We start from the raw sequence: 25,554 nt of genomic DNA on the forward strand, positions 1-25,554 counted from the left end.
CGCCATGGAAACAACCGTGATCCAATGTGAAGAAAACGTGAACCAAGCTCGCATGTCTGCCGATGACCGTCCCGGAACGTTCCACGTCACCACCGACGAGCAGCTACGCGCCGTCTCCAACCTCACGCGCCATCGGATCATGGCCGTGCTGCGCTTCGAGCCCGCGACGATCACGCAGATCGCCGATCGGGTGGGCCTCGCGAAGGGGAGTTCGAGCTACCACGTACGGCTTCTCGAACGAGCCGGCCTGGTGAAGGTGGTCCGGACACGGAAGGTCCGGGGGGTCACCGAGCGGTACTACGCCATGGCCGCGCGGTCCATCGAGCTGCCGGATCCCGGCGAGGGCGGGCCGGACGTGCTGATGCGGCACGCGGTGGCCGACCTGGAGGCCGCGCCCGCGGCGAGCGAGCGGCACGTCCGGATGGCACATCTGCGGCTCAGCGAGGACCAGTTCGCGGAGCTGGGGGCGCGGTTGCAGGCCTTGGCGGACGAGTACCGCGAGGTGTCCGATCCAGCGCTGCCGGACGTGTCACTCGTCTTCGCGCTGTTCCGGCCGGCACAGCCTGCGCGGGCCGGAGGTGGCGCCGAATGACCTCGGGCTCCCGGACGTTGCCGACCGGGTTCGGGCGGCTGTGGGCTGCGCAGACGGTGTCCTCGCTCGGTGACGGGGTGACGCATGCCGCGCTGCCGCTGCTCGCGTTGACGTTGACCCGCGATCCGATGGCGCTTGCCGTTGTCACGGCCGCCGGGACGCTGCCGTGGCTGCTGTTCGGGGTGCTCGGCGGTGCGCTGGTGGATCGCTGGGAACGGCGGCGCACGATGTGGGTCGCGGACGCGGCGCGTGCGGTGCTGCTGGCGATACCGGCCGTGGCGGCCGTCCTCGACGTGCTGAGCATTCCGCTTCTCGCAGCCGTCGCCTTCCTGCTCGGCCTCGGCGGGCTCTTCTTCGACACGGCCGCCGCGGCCTATCTGCCGGATCTGCTCGGCCGCGAACCCGCGCTCCTGGAGCGCGCCAACGCCCGCATGCGCGGCACCCAGACCGCCGCGTCCGGCTTCGTGGGGCCGCCTGCGGGCAGTGCCCTGCTCGCGCTCGGGCGGGCAGTTCCGCTGCTCGCTGACGCCGTGTCGTTCGCACTCTCCGCGCTGCTCGTGCGGTCGCTGCCGGCCACGTCACGGCCCCGGCCGCAGGCCCGTGAGTCGCTGCTCCGGCAGGCTCGGGCCGGTGCCTCGTACGTCTTCCGGGACCGGTTGCTGCTCGGGCTCGCGCTGCGCCCGGCGGTCGGGAACATCGCCTTCGTCGCGGTGGAGACCATCCTCGCGCTCTTCGCGCACGACCGTCTCGGCCTCGCCGCCGCCGGCTTCGGACTGCTCCTCACGGCGGAGGCCACCGGCGGTCTGCTCGGCGCGGGTGTCGCTTCCTTCCTCGGCCGGCGACTCGGCACCGGGACCGCGCTGACGTGCACGGCCCTGGTCGAGGGGCTGGCCATCCTGGGGCTGGCGGCGGCCCCGGATCCGTACGTCGCCGGCCTCGCGCTCGCCGTCTGCGGAGCCGGCATGGGCGCCACCATGGTGCTCGCGCCCTCCCTGCGACAGGCGATCGTCCCCGCCCACCTGATGGGCCGGGTCACCTCCACCTCCCGCATGCTCGCCATGTGCGCGGCCCCGTTCGGCGCCTTCCTCGGCGGCTGGCTGGCATCCACCTTCGACGTGCGCACCCCGCTCTACGCCGCCGCCGGCCTCCTGCTCACCATGACCGCCGTCACGGCGACCATGACCACCAACCGCCGGGTCGAGGCAGCACTGCGCGGCGTTCCCGTCAGGACAATGTCAGGCGAGTGACCGGCGACGTCACCTTCCTCAACGGCCGCTGACGACACGCCTCGCGAGATCAGGCGACGCGCCGGCGCGGCCGACCTCCTGGAAGCCGGGCGCCGACGCCGTTCTCGATGGCCAGGGCCGTCGTGCAGAGCAGGTCCTCCCGGCCGGCCGGTCCGACCAGTTGCAGGCTGACCGGCACCGGCACCGGCACCGGCAAGCCGGGCGACGGGATCGGCATGGCCAGCGCCGGCACGCCGGCCAGGTTGAACGGCGCGGTCAGCCGGGTCAGCGGGAAGCCCGCGAAACCGGTCAGCAGCGGTGGCGGGGCGACCAGGGTCGGCAGGGCCAGCACGTCCACCTCCTGAAACACCGCGGCCACCTCGGCCCGCCACGTTGCCTGGGCGGTCCGGGCGCCGGCCAGCCGCGCGGCCGGGACGAGGCGACCGGCCTGCAGGCCGCCGCTGACGAACTCGCCCAGCCCGTCCGCGCCGAGCAGCGGGCCGTTCGACTGCCACAGCTCGGCCAGGATGATCGCCTCCAGCGGGTCGTAGGTCGCCTCCCACCCCGGCAGGCTCACCTCGAGCACGTCGAGCCCGCTCGCACGCAGCGCCGCGTCGACGGCGTCGTCGGTCGCCGCGTCGACGCCGTCGATCCGCAGCCGGCCGACCCGGCGGGCCGGGTCCTCGGCGACCGTCCAGCCCGGCTCGAGCAGGCGCATCCCGGCGGCCAGCCCGGCCACGTCACCGGCGAGCGGCCCCACCGTGTCCAGGCTCGGCGCCAGCGGCCACACCCCCTCGACCGGCACCCGTCCCCAGGTGGTCTTGAGACCGGCGATCCCGCAGCACGCGGCCGGGATCCACACCGAGCCCCCGGTGTCGGTGCCGAAGCCGATGTCGGCCGCGCCGGTCGCGACCGCGACCGCGCTCCCGCTCGACGACCCACCCGGGATACGGTCCGGGGCCGACGGATTGACCGGGGTGCCGAAGACCGCGTTGTCGCCGACGGGGCTGACGCAGAGCTCGGTCAGCGTCGTCTTGCCCACGATCACGGCGGCCGACCGCGCGCCGGCCAGGCAGCGGGCGTCCGAGGTGGCCGGCTCGGCCCGGTCGCGGACCGCCGCGCAGCCGGCCGTCGTGATCTCGCCGGCGAGGTCGAAGGCGTCCTTGACCGCGACCCGGACCCGGCCGCCGGACACGGGCTGATCGAAGCTTGTGATCCAGATCGCCACGCGGCGACCATACCCAGGTGGAGAAGACCGACTTCAAGAAGGACCTCGACGTCTACCGCGCTCCCCGGGGCCGGTTCGCGATCGTCGACGTGCCCGAGCTGCGGTACCTGATGATCGACGGGCACGGCGACCCCAACAGCGGCGGGGATTTCGCCGCGGCCACCGAGGCGCTGTACCCCTTGGCCTACAAGCTGAAGTTCGCCAGCAAACAGAAGCTGGAGCGCGACTACGTGGTCATGCCGCTGGAGGGCCTCTGGTGGGCCGGGGACATGGCCACGTTCACGTCGGCCCGCGACAAGTCGCAATGGGACTGGACCCTGATGATCATGACGCCCGACTGGATCACCGAGGCGATGGTGGCCGAGGCGGTCGACCAGGTCACCGCCAAGGGTGCGCCGGAGCGGCTGGCCCAGGTCCGCCTGGCGTCGCTGGCCGAGGGCCGCTGCGTGCAGACGTTGCACGTCGGCTCGTACGACGACGAGGCCGGTCTGCTGGCCCGGATGCACGACGAGTTCATCCCGGCCCAGGGCCTGACGATGACCGGCCGGCATCACGAGATCTACCTGAGCGACGCCCGCAAGGTCGCGCCCGCCAAACTGCGGACGATCCTGAGGCAGCCGGTCGAGGAGGCCCGCCGCCGCTGACGCGTAGCCTGCCGGGGTGGACCACACGCAGGTGCCCCGGCGGGCCCGGGAGCTCGGCATCGTCGTCGGGTCGCGGCCGCCCGGCCCGTTCAACGCCATCACCGACGTGGCCGGCGTGCGGGTGGGGCACACGACCCTGATCGAGGGCGACAGCATCCGTACGGGGGTCACCGCGATCGTCCCGGGCCAGCTCGCCGATCGACGCGCCCTGCCGGCCGGTCTGTTCGTCGGCAACGGTCACGGCAAGATGGTCGGCTCGACCCAGCTGGCCGAGCTCGGCGAGATCGAGACGCCGGTGCTGCTCACCGCCACGCTGTCCACGTCCTGGTGGCCGACGCGCTGCTCACGTATGTCCTGGGCCAGCCCGGCCGCGAGGCGGTGCAGTCGCTGAACCCGGTGGTGGCCGAGACCAACGACGGCTACCTGTCCGACATCCGCGCCCGCCCGATCCGGGCCGGGCACGTGTACGCCGCCCTCGACACCGCTACCGGCGGCCGCCCCGCCGAGGGCGCGGTCGGGGCCGGCACCGGCACCGGGGCGCTGGGCTTCAAGGGCGGCATCGGCACGGCATCAAGGCTGGCCGGTGGGGCGACGGTGGGCGTACTCGTGCAGTCGAACTTCTCCGGCGTGCTGCACGTGCTCGGCGTGCCCATCCCGGCGCCGGTCCGGCCGCCGGAGCCGGCCGGCAACTCCTGCGTCATCGTCGTCGCCACCGACGGCCGCTTCGACGCGCGCCAACTGTCGCGGCTGGCCCGGCGGGCGGTGTTCGCCCTGGGCCGGGTGGGCTCCGACTTCGCCGGTGGCAGCGGCGACTACGCGATCGCGTTCAGCACCGCCGGCCCCGGACCGGCCGCGCCCGAGTCCGACCTCGAACCCGCCTTCGCGGCCGTGCTCGAGGCGACCGAGGAGGCCGTGCTCAACTCGTTGTTCATGGCCACGACCACCACCGGGTTCGCCGGGCACACCAAAATCGCCGTGCCGCATGAGGGAACTCTGCGGGCGCTGCGGTCATAAGCCAGACGTGAGCGACGACGGAGAGCTGTGGCGACGGGCCCGCGCGGGGGAGCCCGAGTGTTTCGGGATGCTCTTCGACCGGCATGCCGAGGCGGTCCGGGCGTTCTGCGCGCGCCGGTCGGGCTCGCTCGACGCCGCCGACGACCTGGTCTCGATCGTCTTCCTGGAGGCTTGGCGCCGGCGCGACGACGTCGAGCTGGTCGACGGCAACGCACTGCCCTGGTTGTACGGGACAGCCCGCCGCACCCTGCAGAATCGGTGGCGCACCGCGCTGCGGCACCGCCGGGCGCTCGACCGGCTGCCACCCCCGCCGGCCTCTCCCGACCACGCCGAGGCGGTCACCGACCGTCTCGACGACGAGCGTGAGCTCGCGCGCATCCGGGCCGCCCTGGACCGGCTGCGACCGCCCGACCGCGACGTGCTCGTGCTCTGCGTGTGGCAGGGCCTGACCTACGCCGAGGCCGCGGTCGCGCTCGGCGTACCCGTCGGCACGGTCCGATCCCGGCTGTCCCGGGCCCGGGCCCGGCTCGAGGCGACGGCCGACGCCCTGACCGCCCAGCGACTGGAGATGCCATGACCGACCTGCGAAGCCGGTTGGACCCGCAGCGCCACGCCGGCATCCGGCGCGTCCTGGTGGCCGAGGCCCGGCCCCGGCCCACCGCGCGACGCAAGGCCCTGATCGCCGTCACCGCCGCGGTCATCGCCACCGTCGCCATCGCCGTGGCCGTCCGGCCCGGCCCCGCTCCGCGCGTCAACGCCCCGTGGACTGCCGTCCCCCAGGCCGCGCCACCGCTGAGCGAACCCGGCGACGACATCGATCAGTGGTCCTCCAAATGCAGCGACCTGGGCGTCGGCGGGGTGGGCATCGAAGGTGTTCCGTCCCGCCCCAAGGCGGCCGCGAAGCGCGAGGTGCTGATCGACCGGCGAGGCGGCTACACGTTCTGCGTCGACGTCTCGCTCGGCAGCGGCACGGCGTCCGACCCGCTGATCGCGCTGTCCGGCGTCAAGCCCGACGCGGACGACGACGATCTGAACGGCATGTGGTCCACCGTCACCGACAAGCCGTTCGCCCGGCCGCAGGGCAGTTCGGTGCTGGTGCTCGGCGGTTCGCTGGAGACACCGCCGCCGGGTGGTCCCCAACTCTCACCCTTCCAGGTGTACGGCTTGAGCGGCCCCGCCGTCACCGGTGTCGACCTGGTGCTGACCAACGGTCTGCGGATCACCGCGACCCTGCGCAACGGCATGTGGGGCGCCTGGTGGCCCAGTGACCGCGGCGACCCCACCGGCCTCGAGCTGAAGGTGCGCACCGCCGCCGGCGTCAAGACCGTCAACCCGTACGCGAACCGGCTGGAGATCAAGTGACCCACGAGGCAGTCCTGGCCGGCCTGCGCGACCGATGGCGGGCCGACGTGCTCGCCCTCTACGTCCACGGATCCCTGATCGCCGGCGATTTCGCGCCCGCCCGCAGCGATCTCGACGTGCTCGCCGTACTGACCGCCGACCCCGACGACCGGCTGCTCGGTGTGCTGGCCGGTCTGCACGCCGAGCTCGACGCCGCCCACCCCGAGTGGGCGGGCCGCATCGAGGTCGAGTACGTGTCGCTCGCCGCGCTCACCGATGCGGCCGAGGGCCGGCACCTGATCGCCCGCGTCAGCCCAGGCGAGCAATTGCATCTGCTCCCCGCGACCCGCCACCGACTGGTCACCTGGGCGACGGTCCACCGCAGCGGACGCCCGCTGCTGGGTCCCCCCGCCGAGACGCTGTGGCCGCCGTACGACGCCGAGCTGGTTCGCGCCGCGCTGCTCGACCATGTCCGCGACTGGCCGGATTGGGTCCGCGGCATGACGACACCCGGCGCCCAGTCCTATTCGGTGCTCACCATGTGCCGCGCCGTCCAGCGGGTGCGCTTCGGCCACCAGCTGTCGAAGCGACAGGCCGCCGCCCCGACGGCCGCCGCGTTCCCCGAGTGGGCCGGCCTCATCGAGTGGGCTCGCGCCTGGTGGTACGAGGGTGGCCAGGACACCGACCCCGGCCGCCCGGCCGACGTGTGCGGCTTTGTCGAGGCCGTCAGCGCCGCGCTCCTCGCGGGTCGTCAACTCGTTGACAGCCGGTGGATCACCGTGACACCGTCCCGGGATCCCGCGCAGTCCGGCGTGGACGCTCAGCATGAGGGAATGACGCCTGTGATCTCAGTGCGCCCAGCGGCCGCCTGAGGTATTCGCGACCCCGCCGGTCAGCCGGTGGCGTTCGTTCGATTCACCGTTCCGTGGCGGCCCGACGTCCCGTCCACGTCCCTCATCATGCGCAGAGGTTCACCTTGTCGTTGAGTACCCGCATTCAGCAGGCCGTCGTGGCCAATCTGTCGGCCCGGCCGGCACCGGTCGAGACCGGACCGTTCGTCATCGGGCTCGATCCCGGCACCGACAGCCCGCACATCAACTACGCCACCCCACGGCCCGGCGCCACCATCACGCCGGACGACGTCACCGAGCTGGTCAAAGCCTTCCGGCAGGCCGGGCGCCGGCCCCGGCTGGAATACGTCGTCGATGGCGCGCCCGGCCTCGAGACGCTCCTGACCGCGGCCGGGTTCCGCGTCGAGGAGCGGCACGAATATCTGGTCTGCTCACCGTCCTCGCTCCGCGTTCCGCCGGCGCCGGACGGGTTCCGGCTGGGTGAGGCGACCACCGATCCCGAGCGGGCCGCTCTGATCAGCGCTCAGAACGAGGCCTTCGGCGGCGAGCCGACGGCCTCCGGGGCCGACGTCGCCCGGGTCCGGCGCCTGCAGGCCGGTGGCGGCGTCGCGGTCCTGGCCGTCGACGGTGACGGCACCTGTGCCGGCGGCGGTCAGGCGGTGGCCCCGCACGACGGGGTCAGCGAGGTGGCCGGGATAGCCGTCCGTCCGCCGTACCGCCGGCGGGGTCTCGCCGGTGCCGTGACCGCGGCCGTCACCACCCGTCTGTTCGCCGCCGGGGTGGACACCGCCTGGCTGGAGGCATCCGGAAGGGAGTCGTGGCGCGTGTACGAACGCGTCGGCTTCCGGCCGGCCGGCCAACGGCTCTATCTGTCGCTGGACTGACTGGTTGGCCGGCCCGGGCCGCAGCCCGGGCCGGCACCTACTTGCGCTTGAGGGTGAACGTGAAGTCGCCGGAGAGCCGGGCGCCCAACCGGACCGCCGACACGAGGTCTCCTTCCTTGATCAGCCGTTCGACCTCGGCCCGCGACAGGTCGCAGCCCTCGGCGATCAGCCGCACCGGGCGCAGCGGGATCCGCGCCAGGAAGTGGACCGCGACGTCGAGCACCTCGCTGTCCCGGTGGTCCGATCCGCCGGTGTCGAGGCGCCACGCGTCGTCCCAGTCGAGGGCGAAACGGTTGCGGCGCTGCACAATCGGGTCCTGAAGCAGCTCGGCGGCCAGTCGCGGGTCGTTATCGTGCAAGCGAGCCAGCAACTCGGGCCGGACGGAGCGCACGGTGACCCGCTCCAGGATCGTGAGCTTCACGGTCTCCCCGCACCGGACGCAGAGCACGAGGAGCCAGGCGTCGAGCAGCTTGTGGTTGGCGTTGAGGCGAAATTTGCCGTCGGCCCGGAAACGCTCGGAACCGCACGCGTGGCAGCGGCGGCGGACGAGCGGCAAGCGGGTGGGCACGACGGTCCAGTTGGTGGACACAGAGGTACTCCAGTGAGAAGTCCGCAGCGAGAAGCAGCGCGGCGCGGGAACGCGGCGCGCTGTGAATCAGCACGTGGGAGGTCTCACAGGACGTACAACGGCCGGCCCTTCAGCAGACGACTTCGCCAGCACCGTATGCGGGCACCGAGCCGCCGCGACAGCGATTAATTACGTCCTAGTCGAGGTGGGCGGCGGCCATCGCCAGCCAGAGCTGGACCCGGTCGGCCGTGCGGGACAGGGACCGTCCGGTCAGGCGCTCGATCTGCTCGATGCGGTAGCGGACCGTGTTGCGGTGCACGATCAGGCGGTCGGCCACCGTGACCACCGAGCCGTCCGCGTCCAGATAGGCCCGCAGCGTCGCCACCAGGGAACCGGCGTGCGCGGCGTCGAAGTCGCGCAACGGGCGCAGCACGTCGCGGGCCAGGTCGCGCAGCGGCACGTCCTCGCTGGCCAGCAGCAGACCGGACAGGCTCATCTGGGCGCGCTCGTTGATGCCGGGCCCGCGGGTCATCGCCTCGTGCGCCTCGTAATAGCTCCACCGCAGCCCGTTCATCCCGGAGTACCAGCCGCCGATCCCCACCCGCACGTCATCGCCGCGGCGGCTCAGGTAGGTGCCGAGCTCGGTCGCGGCCTCGCGCGCCGACCGGCCGGGCTCGAGCACGGCCACCAGGCAGTCGTTCAACACCGCCGTGGTCGCACCGGCCATCGGCGGGCTCGACAGCAGCCCGCGCCCGTCGTCCACTGTGGCCACCAGCAGGGCGTGCTCGTCCTCGGGCCGGATGCCGAACGGCAGCAGTCGCCGCTCCGCCTCCGGCGGGCCGATCGTCGCCCGGATCAGATCCTCCAGGACCTGTCCGGCCAGCCGCCGTTTGCCGGCCAGCTCGGCCTGGCGGCGCGCCAGTTCCAGACCGACGAGCGAGACCGCGTACGGCAGGACGTCGGCCGACCGCCGGGGCCGGCGGCAGCACAGATGCGCGACCACGGTCTCCTCCACGCTGACCGGCAGCACGGTCGGCAGGTCGGGTGACTGCCCAGCCGGAACGGCGGGCCACGTGGCGGTGGCCGGCGCGGTGGCCAGCACCCGTCCGTAGAGGTCGCGCACCATCGCGGGCGCGCCGAGGATCTGGTGCAGCGCCGTGATCAGCGCCCCCAGCCCACGCCCCGACAGCAGCGCCTTGGCCAGGGTGTCGTGCTCGTCGAGCAGGTCGGCGAACCGGCCGTACTGCTCCTCCAGCACCCGGTCGGCCACGAACCGGTCGACCGCGATGAACGGTGTCGAATACGGGATCTCCACGACCGGCAGCCGGGTGGCGCGAGCCTGGTCGAGGGTGGCCGCGGGGATGCGTACGTGGGAGAGCCCGACCCCGAAGCCGAGCCCGACCGCCCGCCCCTCGGCGACCCGGGCCACGAACTGCCGTTGCGCCGCCTCGCCGGTCTGGCTCAACCCGGTCGTCAGCACCAGCTCGCCGCCGGACAGGAAGGGCCGCGGGTCGGCCAGCTCGGTGACCGCGCACCAGCGCACCGGCTGCCGCAGCGCCGCCGGCTCGCCCCCGACCAGGCGCAGACCGAGGTCGGGATCGGCGAGCACGTCGGCCAATCGCAGCGTCATGCCTGACTGTACGACTGCACAGTGGCCCCGCGTAAGGACTGTTCCACTGTCCATTTACCAACATCAGTCGCGCCTCTACGGTCCTGCTATGAGGACCCCCGCGATCCACCTGGCCGGGCTGCGCAAGACGTTCGGCCCGGTCGAGGCGGTGGCCGGGATCGATCTCGAGATCGCCGACGGCGAGTTCTTCTCGATGCTCGGGCCCTCGGGCTCCGGCAAGACCACGGTGCTGCGGATGATCGCCGGTTTCGACCTGCCGACGGCCGGCACGGTGTCCCTGAACGGCCGCGACGTCACCCAGCTGGCTCCCTACGACCGCGACGTCAACACGGTCTTCCAGGACTACGCGCTCTTCCCGCACCTGAGCGTCATCGAGAATGTCGAGTACGGCCTCAAGGTCCGCAAGGTCGCGCGCAAGGAGCGCCGGGCCCGCGCCGAGGAGGCCCTCGATTCCGTACGGTTGAACGGTTTCGGCGCCCGCCGGCCGAGCGCCATGTCGGGCGGTCAGCGGCAGCGCGTGGCCCTGGCCCGGGCGCTGGTCAACCGGCCCCGGGTGCTGCTGCTCGACGAGCCGCTGGGCGCGCTCGACCTCAAACTGCGCGAGCAGATGCAGGTCGAGCTCAAGCAGATCCAGCGCGACGTCGGCATCACATTCGTCTTCGTCACCCACGACCAGGACGAGGCGCTGACCATGAGCGACCGGGTGGCCGTCTTCGACGCCGGGCGGATCGCCCAGGTGGGCACGCCCGAGGAGGTCTACGAGCACCCGGCGACCCCGTTCGTGGCCGGCTTCGTCGGAACGTCCAACCTGATCACCGGTCCCGCCGCGCGCCGGCTGACCGGGCGGGACGGCACATTTTCCGTACGCCCGGAAAAGATCACCATCGCCGACGAGGGAGCACCGGGAACGATCAGCGAGGTCATCTACGCCGGCCCGGTCACCCGATTCGTCGTCGACCTGGACGCGGGCGTGCGGATGGTCGTCGTGGAGCAGAACCGCCGTACGGGGACGGCGGCCCTGGCCGGCCTGCGGGGGAACCGCGTCCAGCTCACCTGGCTGCGGGAACACGTCATCGAGATTGGAGCTAACCGTGCGGCATAGATCTCTCACAGCGGTTCTGGCGGTGGGCGTGCTCGCGCTCGCCGGGTGCGGTGGCGACGACGGTGGCAGCGGCAGCGGCTCGGGACCCGGCGGCATGAGCGTGCCGAAGGTCGACAAGCTGGCGTCGATCGGGGCGGGGGAGGGCGCGGTCAACGTCATCGCCTGGGCCGGCTACGTCGAGGACGGTTCGACCGACCCCAAGGTCGACTGGGTGTCGGACTTCGAGAAGCAGACCGGGTGCCAGGTCAACACCAAGGTCGCGGGCACCTCCGACGAGATGGTCGCACTGATGAAGACCGGCGAGTACGACGTGGTCTCGGCCTCCGGCGACGCGTCGCTGCGGCTGATCTACGGCGGCGACGTGGCCCCGGTCAACACCGACCTGATCGCGAACTACAAAGACGTCTTCGAGGGGCTCAAGAACAAGCAGTGGAACTCGGTCGACGGCGCGGCCTACGGAGTGCCGCACGGCCGCGGCGCCAACCTGCTGATGTATCGCACGGACACGGTCAAACCGGCGCCGACCTCGTGGAGTGCGGTCTTCGACCCGAGTTCGCCCTACAAGGGCAAGATCACCGCGTACGACTCGCCGATCTACATCGCCGACGCGGCGCTCTATCTGATGAAGACCAAGCCGGACCTGGGCATCAAGAACCCGTACGCGTTGGACGACACCCAGTTCAAGGCGGCCACCGACCTGCTGACCGAGCAGAACAAGCTGATCGGCGAGTACTGGTCGGATTACACCAAGGAGGTGCAGGCCTTCAAGAGCGGCGACTCCGTGCTCGGCACCACCTGGCAGGTCATCGCCAACCTGGCCACGGCCGACAAGGCACCGGTCGAGGCGATCCTGCCGACCGAGGGCGCGACCGGCTGGTCCGACACCTGGATGATCTCGTCGAAGGCCCAGCACCCGAACTGCGGCTACCTGTGGATGAACCACATCATCTCGCCGAAGGCCAACGCCGGGGTGGCCGAGTGGTTCGGTGAGGCGCCGTCCAACAAGCTGTCCTGCGCGCAGACCGCCGACAAAAACCACTGCAAGACCTTCCACGCCGAGGACGAGCCCTACTTCGACCAGGTCTGGTTCTGGACCACCCCGCTCGCCCGGTGCGTCGACGGGCGGGCCGATGTGACCTGCAAGGACTACGCGGCCTGGACCCAGGCCTGGACCACGATCAAGGGATAGCGTGTCCTTCTTCCACCGGCACCCGCGGCTGCGCCTGGCCGCGCTGCTCTCGGCGCCCATGCTGTGGCTGGTTGTCGCCTACCTCGGGGCCCTGGCCGTCCTGCTGGTCTCGGCCTTCTGGACCGTCAACGGGTTCACCGGCGAGGTGGTCCGGGAGTTCTCGCTGCAGAACTTCCGGACCATCGTCACCGAGGAGGTCTACCGCAACGTCACCCTGCGCAGCCTCGGGGTGGCCGTCGCGGTCACCGTCATCTGCGTCCTGCTGGCGCTGCCGATGGCCGTCTACATGGCCAAGGTGGCGTCGCCGCGGGCCCGGCACTGGCTGGTGATCGCCATCCTGACCCCGCTGTGGGCCTCGTACCTGGTCAAGGCGTACGCGTGGCGGGTTCTGCTGGCCAACGGCGGCCCGCTCGACACGCTGGTCGGCACGCCCGGCTACGGCCTGTTCGCCGTCGTGATCGTGCTGTCGTACCTGTGGCTGCCGTACATGATCCTGCCGATCTACGCCGGGCTGGAACGGCTGCCCGACTCGCTGCTGGAGGCGTCGGCCGATCTGGGGGCGCGCTCCGGTCGTACGTTTCGCGGGATCGTCCTGCCGATCCTGGTGCCGTCGATCTTCGCGGGCTCGATCTTCACGTTCTCGCTGTCGCTGGGCGACTACATCACCGTGCAGATCGTCGGCGGCAAGACCCAACTGATCGGCAACCTGGTGTACGCCAACGTGGGCGCGGCCAACAACCTGCCCTTCGCGGCGGCGATCGCCACCGTCCCCGTCCTGATCATGGTCGTCTACCTGACCGCGGTCCGCCGCTCGGGCGCCCTGGAGGAGCTGTGACGCTGAGTATCTGGGGCCGCTGGGCATTGCGCACGGTGATGGCCCTCGGCCTGCTCTTCATCTACCTGCCGCTGCTGCTCATCCTGGTCAACTCGTTCAACGGCGACCGTACGTTCGCCTGGCCCCCGCACGACTTCACCACCCAGTGGTGGTCGGCCGCCTGGCGCAACGGCGGCGCCCGCGACGCCCTGTGGACCTCGGTCCGAGCCGGCCTGGGCGCGACGGCCATCGCCCTGGTGCTGGGCACGATGGTGGCCTTCGCCGTGCAGCGCTTCAAGTTCTTCGGCCGCGACACGGTGTCGTTGCTCATCGTGCTGCCGATCGCCCTGCCCGGCATCGTCACCGGCATCGCGCTCGACAGTGCCTGGCGCTCGGTGATCGCCCCGCTGGGCATCGGCAAGGGCCTGTTCTCGGTGATCGTCGGTCACGCCACGTTCTGCGTGGTCACCGTCTACAACAACGTCTTGGCCCGGCTGCGCCGCAGCGGGGTGTCCTTCGAGGAGGCCTCAGCCGACCTGGGCGCCTCACCGACCCAGACGTTCCGCTACATCACGTTCCCGCTGCTGCGCTCGGCCCTGCTGGCCGGCGGCCTGCTGGCCTTCGCCCTGTCGTTCGACGAGATCATCGTCACCACGTTCACCGCCGGACCCGGCATCCAGACCCTGCCCATCTGGATCTTCAACAACCTGTTCCGCCCCAACCAGGCCCCGGTGGTCAACGTGGTGGCGGCCGTCCTCATCGTCGTGTCAGTGCTGCCCGTCTGGCTGGCCCAGCGCCTGGCCGGTCCGGCGGCGGGTGCCAGCCGTACGTGACCGCATCGTCGTGTCCGTGCTGCCGGCTTGGCCGGCCCGAACCGCTAGGGTGCCCCGCGTGGATGTCGCCCGCACGTTTCTGACCGAGATCGACACCCGGCAGCCGGATGCGCTCACCGGCTTGTTCCTGCACGGTTCGCTCGGCTGGGGCGAGTTCTTCGCCGGCAGCGACGTCGACTTCGTCGGCGTGTGGGGCGAGCCACCCGACCACACCGCCCTGGCCGAAGCCCACGAGGCCACCAAGGCGCGGCACCCCGAGGTCGTCTTCGACGGTTTCCACTGCTCGCCCGCCGACCTGGCCGTCTCCTCGCTGACCGTCGGCCCCCGCCCCGTCTTCTTCCAGGGCAAGTTCGATCCCCAAGGCAAGATCGACATCAACCCGGTCACGTGGCACGAACTGGCCCACCGAGCCGTGACCATCCGCGGCGACCTGCCGCCCGTGCACACCGACCAGGCCGAGCTGCGCGAGTTCACCCGCACCAACCTCGACACCTACTGGCGGTCGATCCTCACCCAGATCGAGGAGGGCGACGTCGCCGAGCTGGGCCGCCACGAGCCGTCAGTGCTGTGGGTCGTGCTCGGCGTCGCCCGCCTGCACCACCTGCTGACCAAGGACGAGCTGACCTCCAAAAGCGGCGCCGGCCGCTACATCGTCACCGAGCTCGACCCCCGCTGGCGCCCCCTCGGCATCGACGCCCTGCGCATCCGCGAGCGCCCGCAGGACCCGACCACCTACACCGACCCCACCGAGCGAGGCCGGCAAACACACGACTTCCTCCGCTGGGCCATCGACGACGGCCTCCGCCTGGCGTAAAGACGCGGGCCCGTGCGAGGCGCCCACTCACGCCGGGCGTTGTGACGCGGCGTGGCACCGGCTTGTGCTGCCGGAGAGGCGCCGGCCTGCGCCGATCGCGCCTTGGACTACCCGGGCGTTGTGGCGCCAGCTTGTGCGGGCGTGCAGGCGCCGAACGTTGTGCGCCGGCCCGCTCGGGCATGAAAGACCCGACCGGTGCCGGGCGTCGCGGCGGCGTGGCCCACGCGGGGCGTTGTGTGTCGGCCTGCTCGGGCGTGAGACGCCGACCGGTGCCGGGCGTTGCGGCGGCGTGGCCCACGCAGGGCGTTGTGTGTCGGCCTGCTCGGGCGGGAGACGCCGACCGGTGCCGGGCGTTGCGGCGCGGCCCACGCCGCGCGTTGTGTCGGCCTGCTCGGGTATCAAGCGCTCTGACCGGCGTCGGGCTTTGCGGCGCTGCCTGCGTTGGGCGTGGAAGCGCCGGCCAGACGTCGAGCGCCGAGGCGCACGGGTGGGCGGCCGGTCAGGCCAGCGGCAGGCCGGCCGACTGGGTCTCGGTCGGCTGGGGAGCCGCGTGGTGGGTCAGGATGGCGCCGGTCATGAAGGTGGCTCCGACGGCCAGCGCGCCCAGCACGCCGAGCGAGATCTGCTGCTCGAGGTCGCTCTGGTGGGAGTAGTCGGATTCCGTCACCACCGTCGTGCGGCCGTCCTGGGTCAGCACGTATTGGCCGTCGCGGAGTTCCGGGTCGCCGTCCAGCCCGGCGAAAGCCACCACCACAGCCAGCCAGAACGCGAAGAACAACACCCCGGCCAGCACGCTCGCCCAGTGCGGCACGTGCGGCGGCACCCACGAGGTCAGGCTCCACCGGGTCCGCGGGCGGGTGGTCCGGTAATACCAGCGATTGCCGACCACGCCGGCGATCACCCCGGGCACGGTCAGCGCCGCGGCCACGCCGACCGCCCACGCGGTCGGCACCAGGCTCACCCCGGCCACCAGCGCCACGATGAGCACGGCCGACCACAGCAGGCCGGCGGAGCACATGGCGCTGCAAACGATCAACCACCGCTGCGGAATCATCAGTTCGGACGCTAGCGGCCCGGCCGCCCGCGCGAGGCCGTTTTCAGCGAGAGCGCACCACCTCGTAACGCAGCCAGAGCGTGCCGTCGGCCTCGGTCTGCGACGACAGCAGACGCAGCCGGGTCGGAAGCTCACCGTCGGCCAGTGCCGGCCCGTCGAACAGCCCCGGCGTGCCGCTGCCGCCCACCGCGGCGGGCAGCACGATCAGCTGGATCTCGTCGACCAGGCCGGCCCGCAGCAGTGCGCCGTTCAGCTCACCGCCGCCGGTCGACACCACGCAGGTGACACCGAGCAGCGAGCGCATCCGCCGCACCGCGGCCCCGAGGTCGACCCGTTGGGTGCCGGCGACCAGATAGCTGATCTCCTCCCGGCGCAGATACGCCAGATAGGCGGCCGGCGTCGCCCGGGACACCAGCACCAGCAGATGCTGCCCGCCGGCCTCCTTCATCGTCCAGCGGACCCGCCCCCGCCCGTCGACCACCGTGAACCACCGCGAGGCGTCCACCGCCACGAAATCCTCGTACAGCTCCCCGGCGGAGGCGGAGGCGGAGGCGGACGCCGGCGGCAGCCCGGTCAGCGGCCCGGCCGAGGGCGGCACCATCGACCCGCTGCCCTCCAGGGTGACCGTGGGGGAGTAGAGCCGCTCGAGCAACGCGGCCCGCGCCTCCTCGACACCCGGGGCACTGGGCGGCCGCAACGTCTCCCACACCTTGCCGTCGTCGGTGGGCATCAGCGGGCGATCACGCCGCAGACTGACCCGCCCATCGACCGACGTTGTCACCGACACGACCACCCGAGGCTTGTCCATGCCTCCTTGGTAGCAGCGGCCTACGACACTTTCCGGCGCGGCCTGGGCATCGTGTGGACGCAGAACTCCTGCGGCGGCTACTGGACCCACGGCGGCGACATCCCAGGCTTCATGACCCGCAACGGCGTCACCCGCGAGCAGCTGCGCATCGACCTCGGCCCGGACCGGGGCGCTGAGCAGGGTTTGTTCGACCCTGTCCCCCGTGCGAGCTACCCGAGAGTGTCCACCGCGCGGTGACGATTCCGGCGCGACGAATCCATAGCGTTCAGGGCAGCCCGCGGCGCTGGAGCCGCCGGCCCCAAGGAGGAGTCGACATGCGTCTGGTGAAGCAGTTCCTGGCAGTTGCGGCGGTCGCTTTCATCGGTGGTCAGGGCGTCGGCGCGGTGCAGGGAAACCCGTGGCTCACCCTGATCCTCGGGCTCGTGACAGCGGTGCTCGCCGTCGTGGTCTACGCGTGGGTGGTCCGGCGCACCGAACACCGCGCACCCACGGAGGTGGCCCGTGCTGGGGCCGTCGCGCGGCTCGGCCGGGGAGCACTGATCGGGGCCGGGATGTTCGCGGCCGTCATCGCCAACGTCGCCTTCCTCGACGGTTACCACGTCCACGTCCACGGCCTGGGTTCGGTGACCGGTGCGCTGGGGCTGGTCGGGTTCATGGCCGCCGCCGCGGTGACCGAGGAGCTGTTGTTCCGTGGCGTGCTGTTCCGCGTCATCGAGGAACGGATCGGCACCTGGATCTCGCTGTTGCTGACCGGCGTGGTGTTCGGCCTGATGCACCTGTTCAACCCGGACGCGACCCTGTGGGGCGCGACCGCCATCGCGATCGAGGCCGGTTTCATGCTCGCCGCCTGCTACGCCGCCACCCGCAACCTGTGGGTGCCGATCGGTCTGCACTTCGGCTGGAACCTCGCCGCCGGGGCCGTTTTCAGTGTCGTGGTCTCCGGCAACGGCGAGTCGAAGGGGTTGCTGGACGCCACAACGTCGGGCCGGGCCGTGGTCACCGGCGGTGATTTCGGTCCCGAGGCGAGCCTGTACGCGGTCGCGGCGGGTGTGGCGATGACCGTCGTGTTCATGTGGCTGGCCCACCGCCGCGGTCACATCGTCCCGCGTCGCCGCCGCGCGGCCGGGGAACCGGCGGCGACCGCTACAGTTTCCCGATGATCGACCTCCGGCGGGTCCCGGAGCGGTGGCGGCACTGGGACGTCACCGTCCGGGACCTTCCGTTCGCGCTGCTGCTGATCCTCCTGTCGACGGTGCCGGCGCTGCACCAACGCGGCACGCAGCTCGGCGAGCTGCCGACCCGCCCGTTCGACGCGTTGACGGCGCTGGTGGTCGCCCTGGAGTGCCTGCCGCTGGCCGTACGACGGCGCCGGCCCGCCCTCAGCGTCGCCCTGGTCTCGCTCGGCTTCGCGATCGATCAGCTCCGCGCCTACCACACGGTCGCGAGCATTGCCCTGCCGATCGCCCTGCTCAGCACGGCGCTGCACCAGGAACGCCACCGGCGTACCACCGTGGTGCTCCTCTCCGTGGCGTACGTCCCGTTGGCTGTGGCGCTGAGCCGGAGCGGATCGATCGAGACCGTCGCCGACTTCGTCACGTTCTATCTCGCGCTGGCCATCGCCTGGGGCGTCGGGGCCTGGATGCGGCGAACCCGGGCCGCCGAGGCGGAGCAGCGCCGGCACGTTGCCGAGGCCACCCGAACCGCCGAACGCACCCGCATCGCCCGCGAACTGCACGACGTCGTGACCCATCACGTGACCGCCATGGTGGTGCAGGCCGAGGCGGCGCGCTACCTGACCGCCAGCCCCGACCGTCTCGACGACACCCTGACCGCGATCACCGGCACCGGCCGGCGGGCCATCACGGACCTGCGGCACCTGCTCGATCTGCTCAACCCCGACCACAGCACCGAGCCGCGCCTGCCGTCCGTCGGCGAGCTGCACACCCTGGTGGAACAGACCCGGCTGGCCGGGCAGCCGGTCGAGTTCACCGAGGGCGGCACACCAGCGGCGAGCACAGGCAGCGCCGAGGTCGCGGCCTACCGAGTCGTGCAGGAGGCGCTGACGAACGCCCTCAAGTATGCCTACGGCAGCCGCACCACTGTGCATGTGCGCCATGGCGAGAAGGAGACGACCGTGGAGGTCAGCACCGACGGCGGCCCGGGTCCGGGCGGCGCGTCCCTCGGCGGCAGCGGGCGGGGCCTGGCCGGGCTGCGGGAGCGGGTTGCGGTGCTCGGCGGCGAGTTCAGCGCGGGCCGGCAGACCGGCGGCGGCTTCGTCGTGCGAGCCCGCATCCCCAGCGGAAGCCCGTCGTGACCGCGTCGCTGCGGGTGGTGGTCTGCGACGACCAGCCGCTGATCCGTACGGGCTTCGCCACGATCATCGGTGCCCAGCCCGACCTCGAGGTGGTGGGCGAGTGCGGGGACGGGCGGGCGGCGGTCGAGCTGGCCGGCCGGCTGCGGCCGGACGTGGTGGTGATGGATGTACGGATGCCCGTGCTCGACGGCATCGAGGCGACCCGCCTGCTGGCCGGCGCCGGGGTGACCCACCCGGTGAAGGTGCTCGTGGTGACGACGTTCAACCTCGACGAGTACGTCTACGAGGCACTGCGCGCGGGAGCGAGCGGATTTCTGCTCAAGGACGCCCCACCGGCGCAGCTGCTGCACGGCATCCGTACGGTCGCGACCGGTGCCGCGTTGCTGGCTCCGGAGGTGACCCGGCAGCTCGTAGGCCGGTACGCCGCGCGGATCCGTCCCGCCGAGCACACTCCACCGGACGCGCCGCTGACCCCGCGCGAGCTGGAGGTGCTGCGCCTGATCGCCGACGGCCGGTCCAACAGCGAGATCGCCGCGACCCTGGTGATCAGCCACGAGACCGTGAAGACGTACGTATCGCGGATCCTCACCAAGCTCGACCTGCGCGACCGCGTGCAGGCAGTGGTCTATGCCTACCGCAGAGGCCTGGTGAACTGAGCGCCTCGCTGAGCCACCGCCCGGGGGCATGCGGGGGCCTTCTGCTTTGCTGGAAACGTGACGTATGCCTGGCTCGACGCTCCCGCCACCGCAGTCGCCGATACCGCGCGCCAGCTCCTTGGCTGGCTGGCGGTCGCCAACGGCGTCACGATCCGGCTTACTGAAACCGAGGCCTATGCGGGCCTGGGCGGCGATCCCGCCAGCCATGCCCATCGAGGGCGAACCCCACGTAACGCGGTCATGTTCGGACCGGCGGGTCACCTTTATCTCTACCGCATATACGGGTTGCATACCTGCGCCAATGTGACGTGCGGACCGGCGGGGGAGCCTGCGGCAGTCCTCCTGCGCGCCGGGCAGGTCGTGGGCGGTGCCGACGTCGCCCGCTCGCGGCGGCCTGCGGCAAAGCGCGATATCGATCTCGCTTCCGGGCCGGCGCGCCTCGTCGAGGCGCTGGGTCTGCCGCTCACGGCCTATGGGACATCGGTGGTTGACGGCACGGGCCCGCTGACCCTGCATCCTCCGACGGAGCCGGTCCCGGACGAACGCGTCGTAGCCGGCCCGCGTGTAGGCGTCACCGCCGCTCACGATCTGGCGTGGCGATTCTCCATCGCCGGTGACCCGACCGTCAGCGCCTACCGTCGCCACGTCCCACGAAGCGGCAGGAAAGACCTTGGAGGCATGTCCTGACCCCTACTTGCATGCCGGAGACCTGATGGACGTACAGGTCGGCCGCGGCGCCATCCTCGGCAGATCACGAAAGGGTTCGATCTTTAGATCTCCGTGTGCCGAACCTTAAGGCCTGATTAGCCAGGCTGAGCACGCCGCCGGGACCACGCATAGTGGGGTCGCGCTGTCCCCCTATGCCTGAGGTGACCTTCCCCGTGTCGATGTCCGCTGCCGCCCGCTTCCGTTACACACTGGTGGCCGGCGCCACCGCCGTGGTGATCGGCGGCGGCTTCACTGTCGCCGGGCTCACCCAGGACGCCAAGGCCGAGACGACCACCACGGTGAACACCGGTGCTCTGGCCGCCGAGACGGGCACGCCGGCCCCCGAGGAGACGGCCGCGCCCACGCTGGCCCCCTCGCCGTCGGCGTCCGCCTCCACCTCGCCGTCGGCCACCCCGACGTCGAAGGCGCCGACCAGCAAGCCGCCGGCGCCCAAGCCGACCACCAAGAAGCCGACGCCGGCGCCGACGAAGAAGAAGACGAAGAAGCCTTCGACGCCGGCCCCGCAGACCAGCGGCTCGGTCGCCGAGCAGGTGCTGGCCCACATCAACGCCGCCCGCAAGGCCGAGGGCCTGGGCACGCTGAGCCTCGACACCAACCTCTCCCGGGCGGCCGCCATCCACACCCAGCTGATGATCGACGGCTGCGGCCTGTCGCATCAGTGCTCCGGCGAGAAGGGCCTCGGCGACCGGTTCAGCGCGCAGGGCGTGAAGTGGTCCGGCGCCGGCGAGAACATCGGCTTCGGTTCCAGCGCCTCCAGTGACTCGGCCAAGGTGAAGGCGGCCAACGGCCTGACCGACAGCATGCTGGCCGAGGTGCCGCCGAACGACGGCCACCGCAAGAACCTGCTCAACCCGGACTTCAAGCGGATCGGCCTGAGCATCGTGCGCGACGGCAAGGGCGTCACCTGGATGACCCAGGACTTCGTGAACTGACCGGGGAGCCCGCGGCCTAGAGTGCTCCCGTGGTCAAGATTCTCAAGTCCCTCCTGCGCCGGGTGGCGGACGTTGTCGCCCCCGCTCGCGTCCCGGCGCAAGCCCCCCAGCCGACCGCGTCGCCATCCCGGCCGCGCCACGTCCCGACCCACGAGCGCGGCCGCCAGATCGAATACTGCCCCGATCTCGACGGCGACGCCGACCCGGGCGAAATCGTGTGGACCTGGGTCCCGTACGAGGACGACCCCACCCAGGGCAAGGACCGCCCCGTCCTGGTGGTCGGCCGTTCCGGGCGTACGGTCCTGGGCCTCATGTTGTCGTCGAAGGACCGCCGCGACGGCGAGCACAACTGGCTCCCGCTCGGCACCGGCGCCTGGGACCGCGAGGACCGCCCGAGCTGGATCCGCCTGGACCGGGTGATCGAGGTCGACCACGACGGCATCCGGCGCGAGGGCGCGATCCTCGACCGCTCCCGCTTCGATGAGGTCGCCGCTCGGCTACGCCAGGAGTACGGCTGGCGCTGAACGGCGACCGTTGCTGGACAGCCATGCGCGTCGGCCGGATAGCGTTGACGCCATGGATAAGGACGTAATGGTGGGTTTCGGCGGCAAGCAAGCCTGGCTCGCCGTCCGTCAAGGGCCGGAGGCGGGCCCGGAGTCCGTGATCGCCGCCCTCGGCCTGCGCGACCTCGGCACCGTGCCGTGGCGTGACGGCATCGACCTGGCCCACCTCACCGACGACCGGGTGGCGGTCACCCCGCCGTTGACCGGCGCCCGCGACGAGCTGTGGGTGCTCGCCACCGGCCGGTGGCTGCTGCGGCCCGACATCTCGGTCGACGTCGTCGAGCTCTCCACCGTGCTCGCGACCGAGGTGCAGTTCTTCGCGACCCACCGGGTCACCGAGTTGCACCGCTGGCAGCGGGCCGCCGCAGGTGAGCTGATCCGCACTTTCGGGTATGTGGGACAGACCGGCGAGGTCACGTCGTGGCACGGCGAGCCCGACCCGGCCGAACGCGACGCCGGCCTGCCCGGCGTCCTCGACGAGGAGACGACCGTCCTGGTGGGCGAGAAGGATGTGCTCACCGTGGCGAACGCCTGGAGCATCGACCCGACCACCCTGACCGGGCGCGCCGCGCCCGGCCCGCTGCGCATCGGCGCGGCCGACGGAGAGAGCTGACATGCGCAAGTTCGTCATCATGGGAGTGCAGGGCAGCGGCAAAGGCACCCAGAGCGAGCTGCTCTGCACCGACCTCGACCTGGTCCACATCTCGGTCGGCGACATCTTCCGGTGGAACGTGCAGAACCACACCAAACTGGGCGCCCAGGTCCGCCGCACGATGACCGCCGGCGAGCTGGTCAGCGACGACCTGGTCGAGTCGGTCGTCCGCGAGCGCCTCGACAATCACGACTGGAACTACGGCTTCGTCATCGACGGCTTCCCGCGCAACGGGCGGCAGGCCGAGTTCTTCATGGAGCGCTACGACATCGACGGCGTCATCCACCTCGAGATCCCCGACGACGAGGTACGCCGTCGCGTGCTCAGCCGCCGGCTCTGCCCCAACTGCGGCATGGACTACAACCTGATCGCCGACCGCCCCGAGGTTGAGGGCCGCTGCGACATCTGCGGCCACGAGCTGATCACCCGGGCCGACGACACCCCCGAGGCGCTCGACGCCCGGCTGCGCGACTACCACGAGAAGACCCGTCCGGTGCTGGACATCTTCGCGCGCAAGGAGTTCATCCACGACATCGACGCCTGCCCGTCGGCCGACGTGGTGCAGCAGTCCATCCGCGACACGCTCGGGCTGCCGCCCTACAAGCCGGCCGCGGGCTAGTACTTGAGGCCGCGCTTGGTCAGCTCGGCCTCGATCGCGTCGCAGACCGCCTCGACCACCGCGAAGCGCGCGTAGTGCTTGTCGTCGCCCGGGATGACGTGCCACTGGGCCCACGTCGGGTCGGTGCGCTCGAGCATCTCCTCGATCGCGGCCTCGTACGCCGGGCGCTTTTCGCGATTTCGCCAGTCCTCATCGGTGAGCTTCCACTGCCGCAGCGGGTCGCCCGACCGGTCCTCGAAGCGGCGCAGCTGCTCCTCCGGGGAGACGTGCATCCAGAACTTGACCATGATCATGCCCTCGTGCACGAGCGTCCGCTCGAACTCGACGATCTCGTTGTAGGCCCGCGACCACTGCTCCTTGGTTGCGAAACCCTCCACCCGCTCGACCAGGACCCGGCCGTACCAGGACCGGTCGAACACGGCCATCCCGCCCCAGCCGGGCAGCTTCGGCCAGAAACGCCAGAGGAAGTGGTGACGCTTCTCGTCGTACGTGGGTGCGGCGAACTGGGAGACCCGGACGAACCGCGGGTCGAGCGGAGCGACCAGCCGTTTGATGGCCCCGCCCTTGCCCGATGCGTCCCAGCCCTCGAAGACGCAGCACAGCGGCGGCCCGATCTTCTGCTCGCCGATCTGACCACCGAGGAGCAGCCGCAGCCGCAGCAGCCGCTTCTGGGCCTCCTCGAGCCGGGCCACGGCCTTCTTCTTCGAGATCTCGATCGGCGGATCACCGCTACCCAAGCGACTCATCCGTACAGCATGGTCCTGTCGCTCACGTTTCGCAGCGTCCAAACCCGGTGTCGTCGCGGCCGGGTGGTGCGGGACAATCGCCTGGTGACTCTCGTAGACGACCTGACATGGCGTGGACTGATCCAGGACTCGACCGACCCGGCCGCGCTGGCCACGGCACTGACCGGCGGGTCGATCACGTTCTACGTGGGCTTCGACCCCACCGCCGCGTCGCTGCACGTCGGTCACCTCATGCAGGTCATCACGGCTGGCCGGCTCCAGCGCGCCGGCCACCGCCCGCTGTTGCTGGTCGGCGGGGCCACCGGTCAGATCGGCGACCCGCGCGAGTCGAGCGAGCGCACCCTCAATTCACCGGAGGTGGTGCAGAGCTGGGTCGAGCGCATTCGGGCCCAGCTCGCACCGTTCGTCACCTACGACGGCGACAACGCGGCCACGCTGGTCAACAACCTGGACTGGACCGGCCCGACGTCGGTCATCGAGTTCCTGCGCGACGTCGGCAAGCACTTCCCGGTCAACAAAATGCTGGCTCGCGACGTGGTGCGCAACCGGCTCGAGAGCGGCATCAGTTTCACCGAGTTCAGCTACCAGCTGCTCCAGGCCAACGACTTCTACCAGCTGCATGAGCGCCACGGCTGTGCGCTGCAGTTCGGCGGCTCCGACCAGTGGGGCAACATCACGGCCGGCGTCGACTTCGTGCGGCGCCGCGGGGCCGGTCCGGTGCACGCCTTCACCACCCCGCTCGTGCTCAAGGCCGACGGCACCAAGTTCGGCAAGAGCGAGGGCGGTGCGGTCTGGCTCGACCCCGAGATGACCTCGCCGTACGCGTTCTACCAGTTCTGGATCAACGCGGACGACCGCGACGTCAACAACTACCTGCGCTACTTCAGCTTCAAGAGCCGCGAGGAGCTCGAAGAGCTGGAGAAGGCCACCGCCGACCGCCCGCAGGCCCGGCTGGCCCAGCGGGCGCTGGCCGAGGAGATGACTGCCCTGGTCCACGGCGAGTCCGAGGCACAGCAGGCCGTGATGGCCAGCCAGGCGTTGTTCGGCCGAGGTTCCCTCGACCAGCTTTCCCCCGAGACGCTGCGGGCGGCTCTGGGCGAGGCCGGGCTTCTTTCCGTACGCGGGGAGCTGCCGAATTACACGTCGTTGCTCAAGGAGTCGGGTTTGGTGGCGAGCGCGAACGAGGCGAGGCGCACGATCACCGAGGGCGGCGCCTACGTGAACAACGAGCGGATCACCGATGGCGAGGCCGTGCCTCCGCTCAGTTCCCTGTTGCACGGCAAGTTCCTGGTGCTGCGTCGCGGCAAGCGCACGTTCGCCGGCGTGGAGTTCGGCTCTTAGGCCTCTGACCTGAGGTTTCTCGGTCCCCGGCCCCCTGTGACGTGGTTCGCAGGGGGCCGATTTGGCGTCCATGGGACGGCCCTGTAATGTTTACCGAGCCGCCAGGGAGACGGGCGAGCGAGCGGGACTCTTCAGAGGCCCGGCGCGGCCGTCCTGGAGGAACCCCAGAGAAATACCTCAGCAATAGCTGGTGTAGATTTCTGCGGGCTCGAGCAGTTCCGATCGCGAATTTCCGGCGGATTACCGGGGTTTGACGAAAAGGAAAAGCCCGAGTAAAGTTTACCGAGTGCCCCGGGGCGGTTGACCGGGTGTGGTTGTTCTTTGAGAACTCAACAGGGTGCTTGATAAGCCAGTGCCAATTAGTAATACCCCGGCCGGCTTACTCCTTTCTTCGGATAGGGGTGTCGGTT

General features: G+C 71.1%; 28 protein-coding genes and 1 pseudogene. 23 read left to right on the forward strand and 6 right to left on the reverse strand.

The window, feature by feature from the left end; genetic code table 11:
* The first annotated feature begins 4 nt into the window (after positions 1-4).
* The gene (locus NAG42_RS37980; RefSeq protein WP_250037183.1) at positions 5-592 is read left to right on the forward strand and encodes an ArsR/SmtB family transcription factor; all 588 of its coding nucleotides are present in this window, start codon (positions 5-7) and stop codon (positions 590-592) included.
* On the forward strand, positions 589-1,839 hold the full coding sequence (locus tag NAG42_RS37985; RefSeq protein WP_250037184.1) for an MFS transporter: 1,251 nt from the start codon (positions 589-591) through the stop codon (positions 1,837-1,839). The genes NAG42_RS37980 and NAG42_RS37985 overlap by 4 nt, the downstream gene beginning before the upstream one ends.
* 49 nt (positions 1,840-1,888) lie before the next feature.
* On the opposite strand, the gene NAG42_RS37990 is transcribed toward NAG42_RS37985, so the two are convergent.
* Positions 1,889-3,046, reverse strand: coding sequence for an amidase (locus NAG42_RS37990; protein ID WP_250037185.1), 1,158 nt, complete (start codon positions 3,044-3,046; stop codon positions 1,889-1,891).
* Between the two features lie 17 nt (positions 3,047-3,063).
* Here NAG42_RS37990 and NAG42_RS37995 point away from each other — a divergent pair, with 17 nt between their 5' ends.
* The 6 genes and pseudogenes from NAG42_RS37995 to NAG42_RS38020 all read left to right on the forward strand — a co-directional run bounded on the left by NAG42_RS37995 (position 3,064) and on the right by NAG42_RS38020 (position 7,780).
* Positions 3,064-3,690, forward strand: a complete 627-nt coding sequence (locus NAG42_RS37995) for a GyrI-like domain-containing protein (protein WP_250037186.1) — start codon at positions 3,064-3,066, stop codon at positions 3,688-3,690.
* 121 nt (positions 3,691-3,811) lie between these two features.
* Positions 3,812-4,704: pseudogene (locus NAG42_RS38000) on the forward strand (P1 family peptidase).
* A gap of 7 nt (positions 4,705-4,711) precedes the next feature.
* Positions 4,712-5,281 carry an RNA polymerase sigma factor gene (locus NAG42_RS38005; RefSeq protein WP_250037187.1) on the forward strand — a complete coding sequence of 190 codons (570 nt, stop codon included), beginning with the start codon at positions 4,712-4,714 and terminating at the stop codon, positions 5,279-5,281.
* Positions 5,278-6,066 (forward strand): hypothetical protein, encoded by a 789-nt coding sequence (locus NAG42_RS38010; protein ID WP_250037188.1) that lies wholly within the window; start codon positions 5,278-5,280, stop codon positions 6,064-6,066. The genes NAG42_RS38005 and NAG42_RS38010 overlap by 4 nt, the downstream gene beginning before the upstream one ends.
* Positions 6,063-6,917, forward strand: coding sequence for a nucleotidyltransferase domain-containing protein (locus NAG42_RS38015; protein ID WP_250037189.1), 855 nt, complete (start codon positions 6,063-6,065; stop codon positions 6,915-6,917). The genes NAG42_RS38010 and NAG42_RS38015 overlap by 4 nt, the downstream gene beginning before the upstream one ends.
* Before the next feature lie 110 nt (positions 6,918-7,027).
* Positions 7,028-7,780 carry a GNAT family N-acetyltransferase gene (locus NAG42_RS38020; RefSeq protein ID WP_250037190.1) on the forward strand — a complete coding sequence of 251 codons (753 nt, stop codon included), beginning with the start codon at positions 7,028-7,030 and terminating at the stop codon, positions 7,778-7,780.
* 37 nt (positions 7,781-7,817) lie between these two features.
* On the opposite strand, the gene NAG42_RS38025 is transcribed toward NAG42_RS38020, so the two are convergent.
* Positions 7,818-8,369: a DUF1062 domain-containing protein gene (locus NAG42_RS38025; RefSeq protein ID WP_250037191.1), complete on the reverse strand. Its 552-nt coding sequence runs from the start codon at positions 8,367-8,369 to the stop codon at positions 7,818-7,820.
* A 175-nt stretch (positions 8,370-8,544) separates the two neighbouring features.
* Positions 8,545-9,978 (reverse strand): PucR family transcriptional regulator, encoded by a 1,434-nt coding sequence (locus NAG42_RS38030; RefSeq protein ID WP_250037192.1) that lies wholly within the window; start codon positions 9,976-9,978, stop codon positions 8,545-8,547.
* Between the two features lie 88 nt (positions 9,979-10,066).
* On the opposite strand from NAG42_RS38030, the gene NAG42_RS38035 reads away from it, so the two are divergent.
* From NAG42_RS38035 to NAG42_RS38055, 5 genes are read left to right on the forward strand one after another with little or no spacing between them, the layout of a single operon-like run.
* Positions 10,067-11,080, forward strand: coding sequence for an ABC transporter ATP-binding protein (locus tag NAG42_RS38035; protein ID WP_250037193.1), 1,014 nt, complete (start codon positions 10,067-10,069; stop codon positions 11,078-11,080).
* Between the two features lie 22 nt (positions 11,081-11,102).
* Positions 11,103-12,269: an ABC transporter substrate-binding protein gene (locus tag NAG42_RS38040; protein ID WP_250037194.1), complete on the forward strand. Its 1,167-nt coding sequence runs from the start codon at positions 11,103-11,105 to the stop codon at positions 12,267-12,269.
* A gap of 1 nt (position 12,270) precedes the next feature.
* Complete coding sequence (locus tag NAG42_RS38045) at positions 12,271-13,104, forward strand: ABC transporter permease (protein ID WP_250037195.1); 834 nt, start codon at positions 12,271-12,273, stop codon at positions 13,102-13,104.
* Positions 13,101-13,916, forward strand: a complete 816-nt coding sequence (locus NAG42_RS38050; protein ID WP_250037196.1) for an ABC transporter permease — start codon at positions 13,101-13,103, stop codon at positions 13,914-13,916. The genes NAG42_RS38045 and NAG42_RS38050 overlap by 4 nt, the downstream gene beginning before the upstream one ends.
* Before the next feature lie 58 nt (positions 13,917-13,974).
* Positions 13,975-14,730 (forward strand): hypothetical protein, encoded by a 756-nt coding sequence (locus tag NAG42_RS38055; protein ID WP_250037197.1) that lies wholly within the window; start codon positions 13,975-13,977, stop codon positions 14,728-14,730.
* A 499-nt stretch (positions 14,731-15,229) separates the two neighbouring features.
* Here NAG42_RS38055 and NAG42_RS38060 read toward each other — a convergent pair whose 3' ends face one another.
* Positions 15,230-15,784, reverse strand: a complete 555-nt coding sequence (locus NAG42_RS38060) for a hypothetical protein (protein WP_250037198.1) — start codon at positions 15,782-15,784, stop codon at positions 15,230-15,232.
* A 43-nt stretch (positions 15,785-15,827) separates the two neighbouring features.
* Positions 15,828-16,592, reverse strand: a complete 765-nt coding sequence (locus NAG42_RS38065; protein WP_250037199.1) for a RibD family protein — start codon at positions 16,590-16,592, stop codon at positions 15,828-15,830.
* 6 nt (positions 16,593-16,598) lie between these two features.
* On the opposite strand from NAG42_RS38065, the gene NAG42_RS38070 reads away from it, so the two are divergent.
* From NAG42_RS38070 to NAG42_RS38110, 9 genes are all read left to right on the forward strand, one after another.
* Positions 16,599-16,829: a hypothetical protein gene (locus tag NAG42_RS38070; RefSeq protein ID WP_250037200.1), complete on the forward strand. Its 231-nt coding sequence runs from the start codon at positions 16,599-16,601 to the stop codon at positions 16,827-16,829.
* A gap of 77 nt (positions 16,830-16,906) precedes the next feature.
* Positions 16,907-17,752, forward strand: a complete 846-nt coding sequence (locus NAG42_RS38075; RefSeq protein WP_250037201.1) for a CPBP family intramembrane glutamic endopeptidase — start codon at positions 16,907-16,909, stop codon at positions 17,750-17,752.
* Complete coding sequence (locus NAG42_RS38080; RefSeq protein ID WP_250037202.1) at positions 17,749-18,906, forward strand: sensor histidine kinase; 1,158 nt, start codon at positions 17,749-17,751, stop codon at positions 18,904-18,906. The genes NAG42_RS38075 and NAG42_RS38080 overlap by 4 nt, the downstream gene beginning before the upstream one ends.
* A complete protein-coding gene (locus NAG42_RS38085) occupies positions 18,903-19,562 on the forward strand; it encodes a response regulator (RefSeq protein WP_250037203.1) in 660 nt (219 codons plus the stop codon). Before NAG42_RS38080 ends, NAG42_RS38085 begins: the two co-directional genes overlap by 4 nt.
* 57 nt (positions 19,563-19,619) lie before the next feature.
* The gene (locus NAG42_RS38090) at positions 19,620-20,249 is read left to right on the forward strand and encodes a DNA-3-methyladenine glycosylase (protein WP_250037204.1); all 630 of its coding nucleotides are present in this window, start codon (positions 19,620-19,622) and stop codon (positions 20,247-20,249) included.
* A gap of 200 nt (positions 20,250-20,449) precedes the next feature.
* Positions 20,450-21,223, forward strand: a complete 774-nt coding sequence (locus tag NAG42_RS38095; protein ID WP_250037224.1) for a CAP domain-containing protein — start codon at positions 20,450-20,452, stop codon at positions 21,221-21,223.
* Between the two features lie 38 nt (positions 21,224-21,261).
* Positions 21,262-21,747 carry a type II toxin-antitoxin system PemK/MazF family toxin gene (locus NAG42_RS38100; RefSeq protein WP_438872502.1) on the forward strand — a complete coding sequence of 162 codons (486 nt, stop codon included), beginning with the start codon at positions 21,262-21,264 and terminating at the stop codon, positions 21,745-21,747.
* Between the two features lie 52 nt (positions 21,748-21,799).
* Positions 21,800-22,399: a hypothetical protein gene (locus NAG42_RS38105; RefSeq protein WP_250037206.1), complete on the forward strand. Its 600-nt coding sequence runs from the start codon at positions 21,800-21,802 to the stop codon at positions 22,397-22,399.
* A 1-nt stretch (position 22,400) separates the two neighbouring features.
* Positions 22,401-23,057, forward strand: a complete 657-nt coding sequence (locus NAG42_RS38110; protein ID WP_250037207.1) for an adenylate kinase family protein — start codon at positions 22,401-22,403, stop codon at positions 23,055-23,057.
* On the opposite strand, the gene NAG42_RS38115 is transcribed toward NAG42_RS38110, so the two are convergent.
* The gene (locus NAG42_RS38115) at positions 23,054-23,803 is read right to left on the reverse strand and encodes a polyphosphate kinase 2 family protein (RefSeq protein WP_250037208.1); all 750 of its coding nucleotides are present in this window, start codon (positions 23,801-23,803) and stop codon (positions 23,054-23,056) included. The genes NAG42_RS38110 and NAG42_RS38115 overlap by 4 nt on opposite strands.
* An 84-nt stretch (positions 23,804-23,887) precedes the next feature.
* On the opposite strand from NAG42_RS38115, the gene tyrS reads away from it, so the two are divergent.
* Complete coding sequence (tyrS, locus tag NAG42_RS38120) at positions 23,888-25,144, forward strand: tyrosine--tRNA ligase (protein WP_250037209.1); 1,257 nt, start codon at positions 23,888-23,890, stop codon at positions 25,142-25,144.
* Positions 25,145-25,554: the final 410 nt, after the last annotated feature.

The organism is Paractinoplanes maris (assembly GCF_023544465.1).
Taxonomy (GTDB): Bacteria; Actinomycetota; Actinomycetes; order Mycobacteriales; family Micromonosporaceae; genus Actinoplanes; species Actinoplanes maris.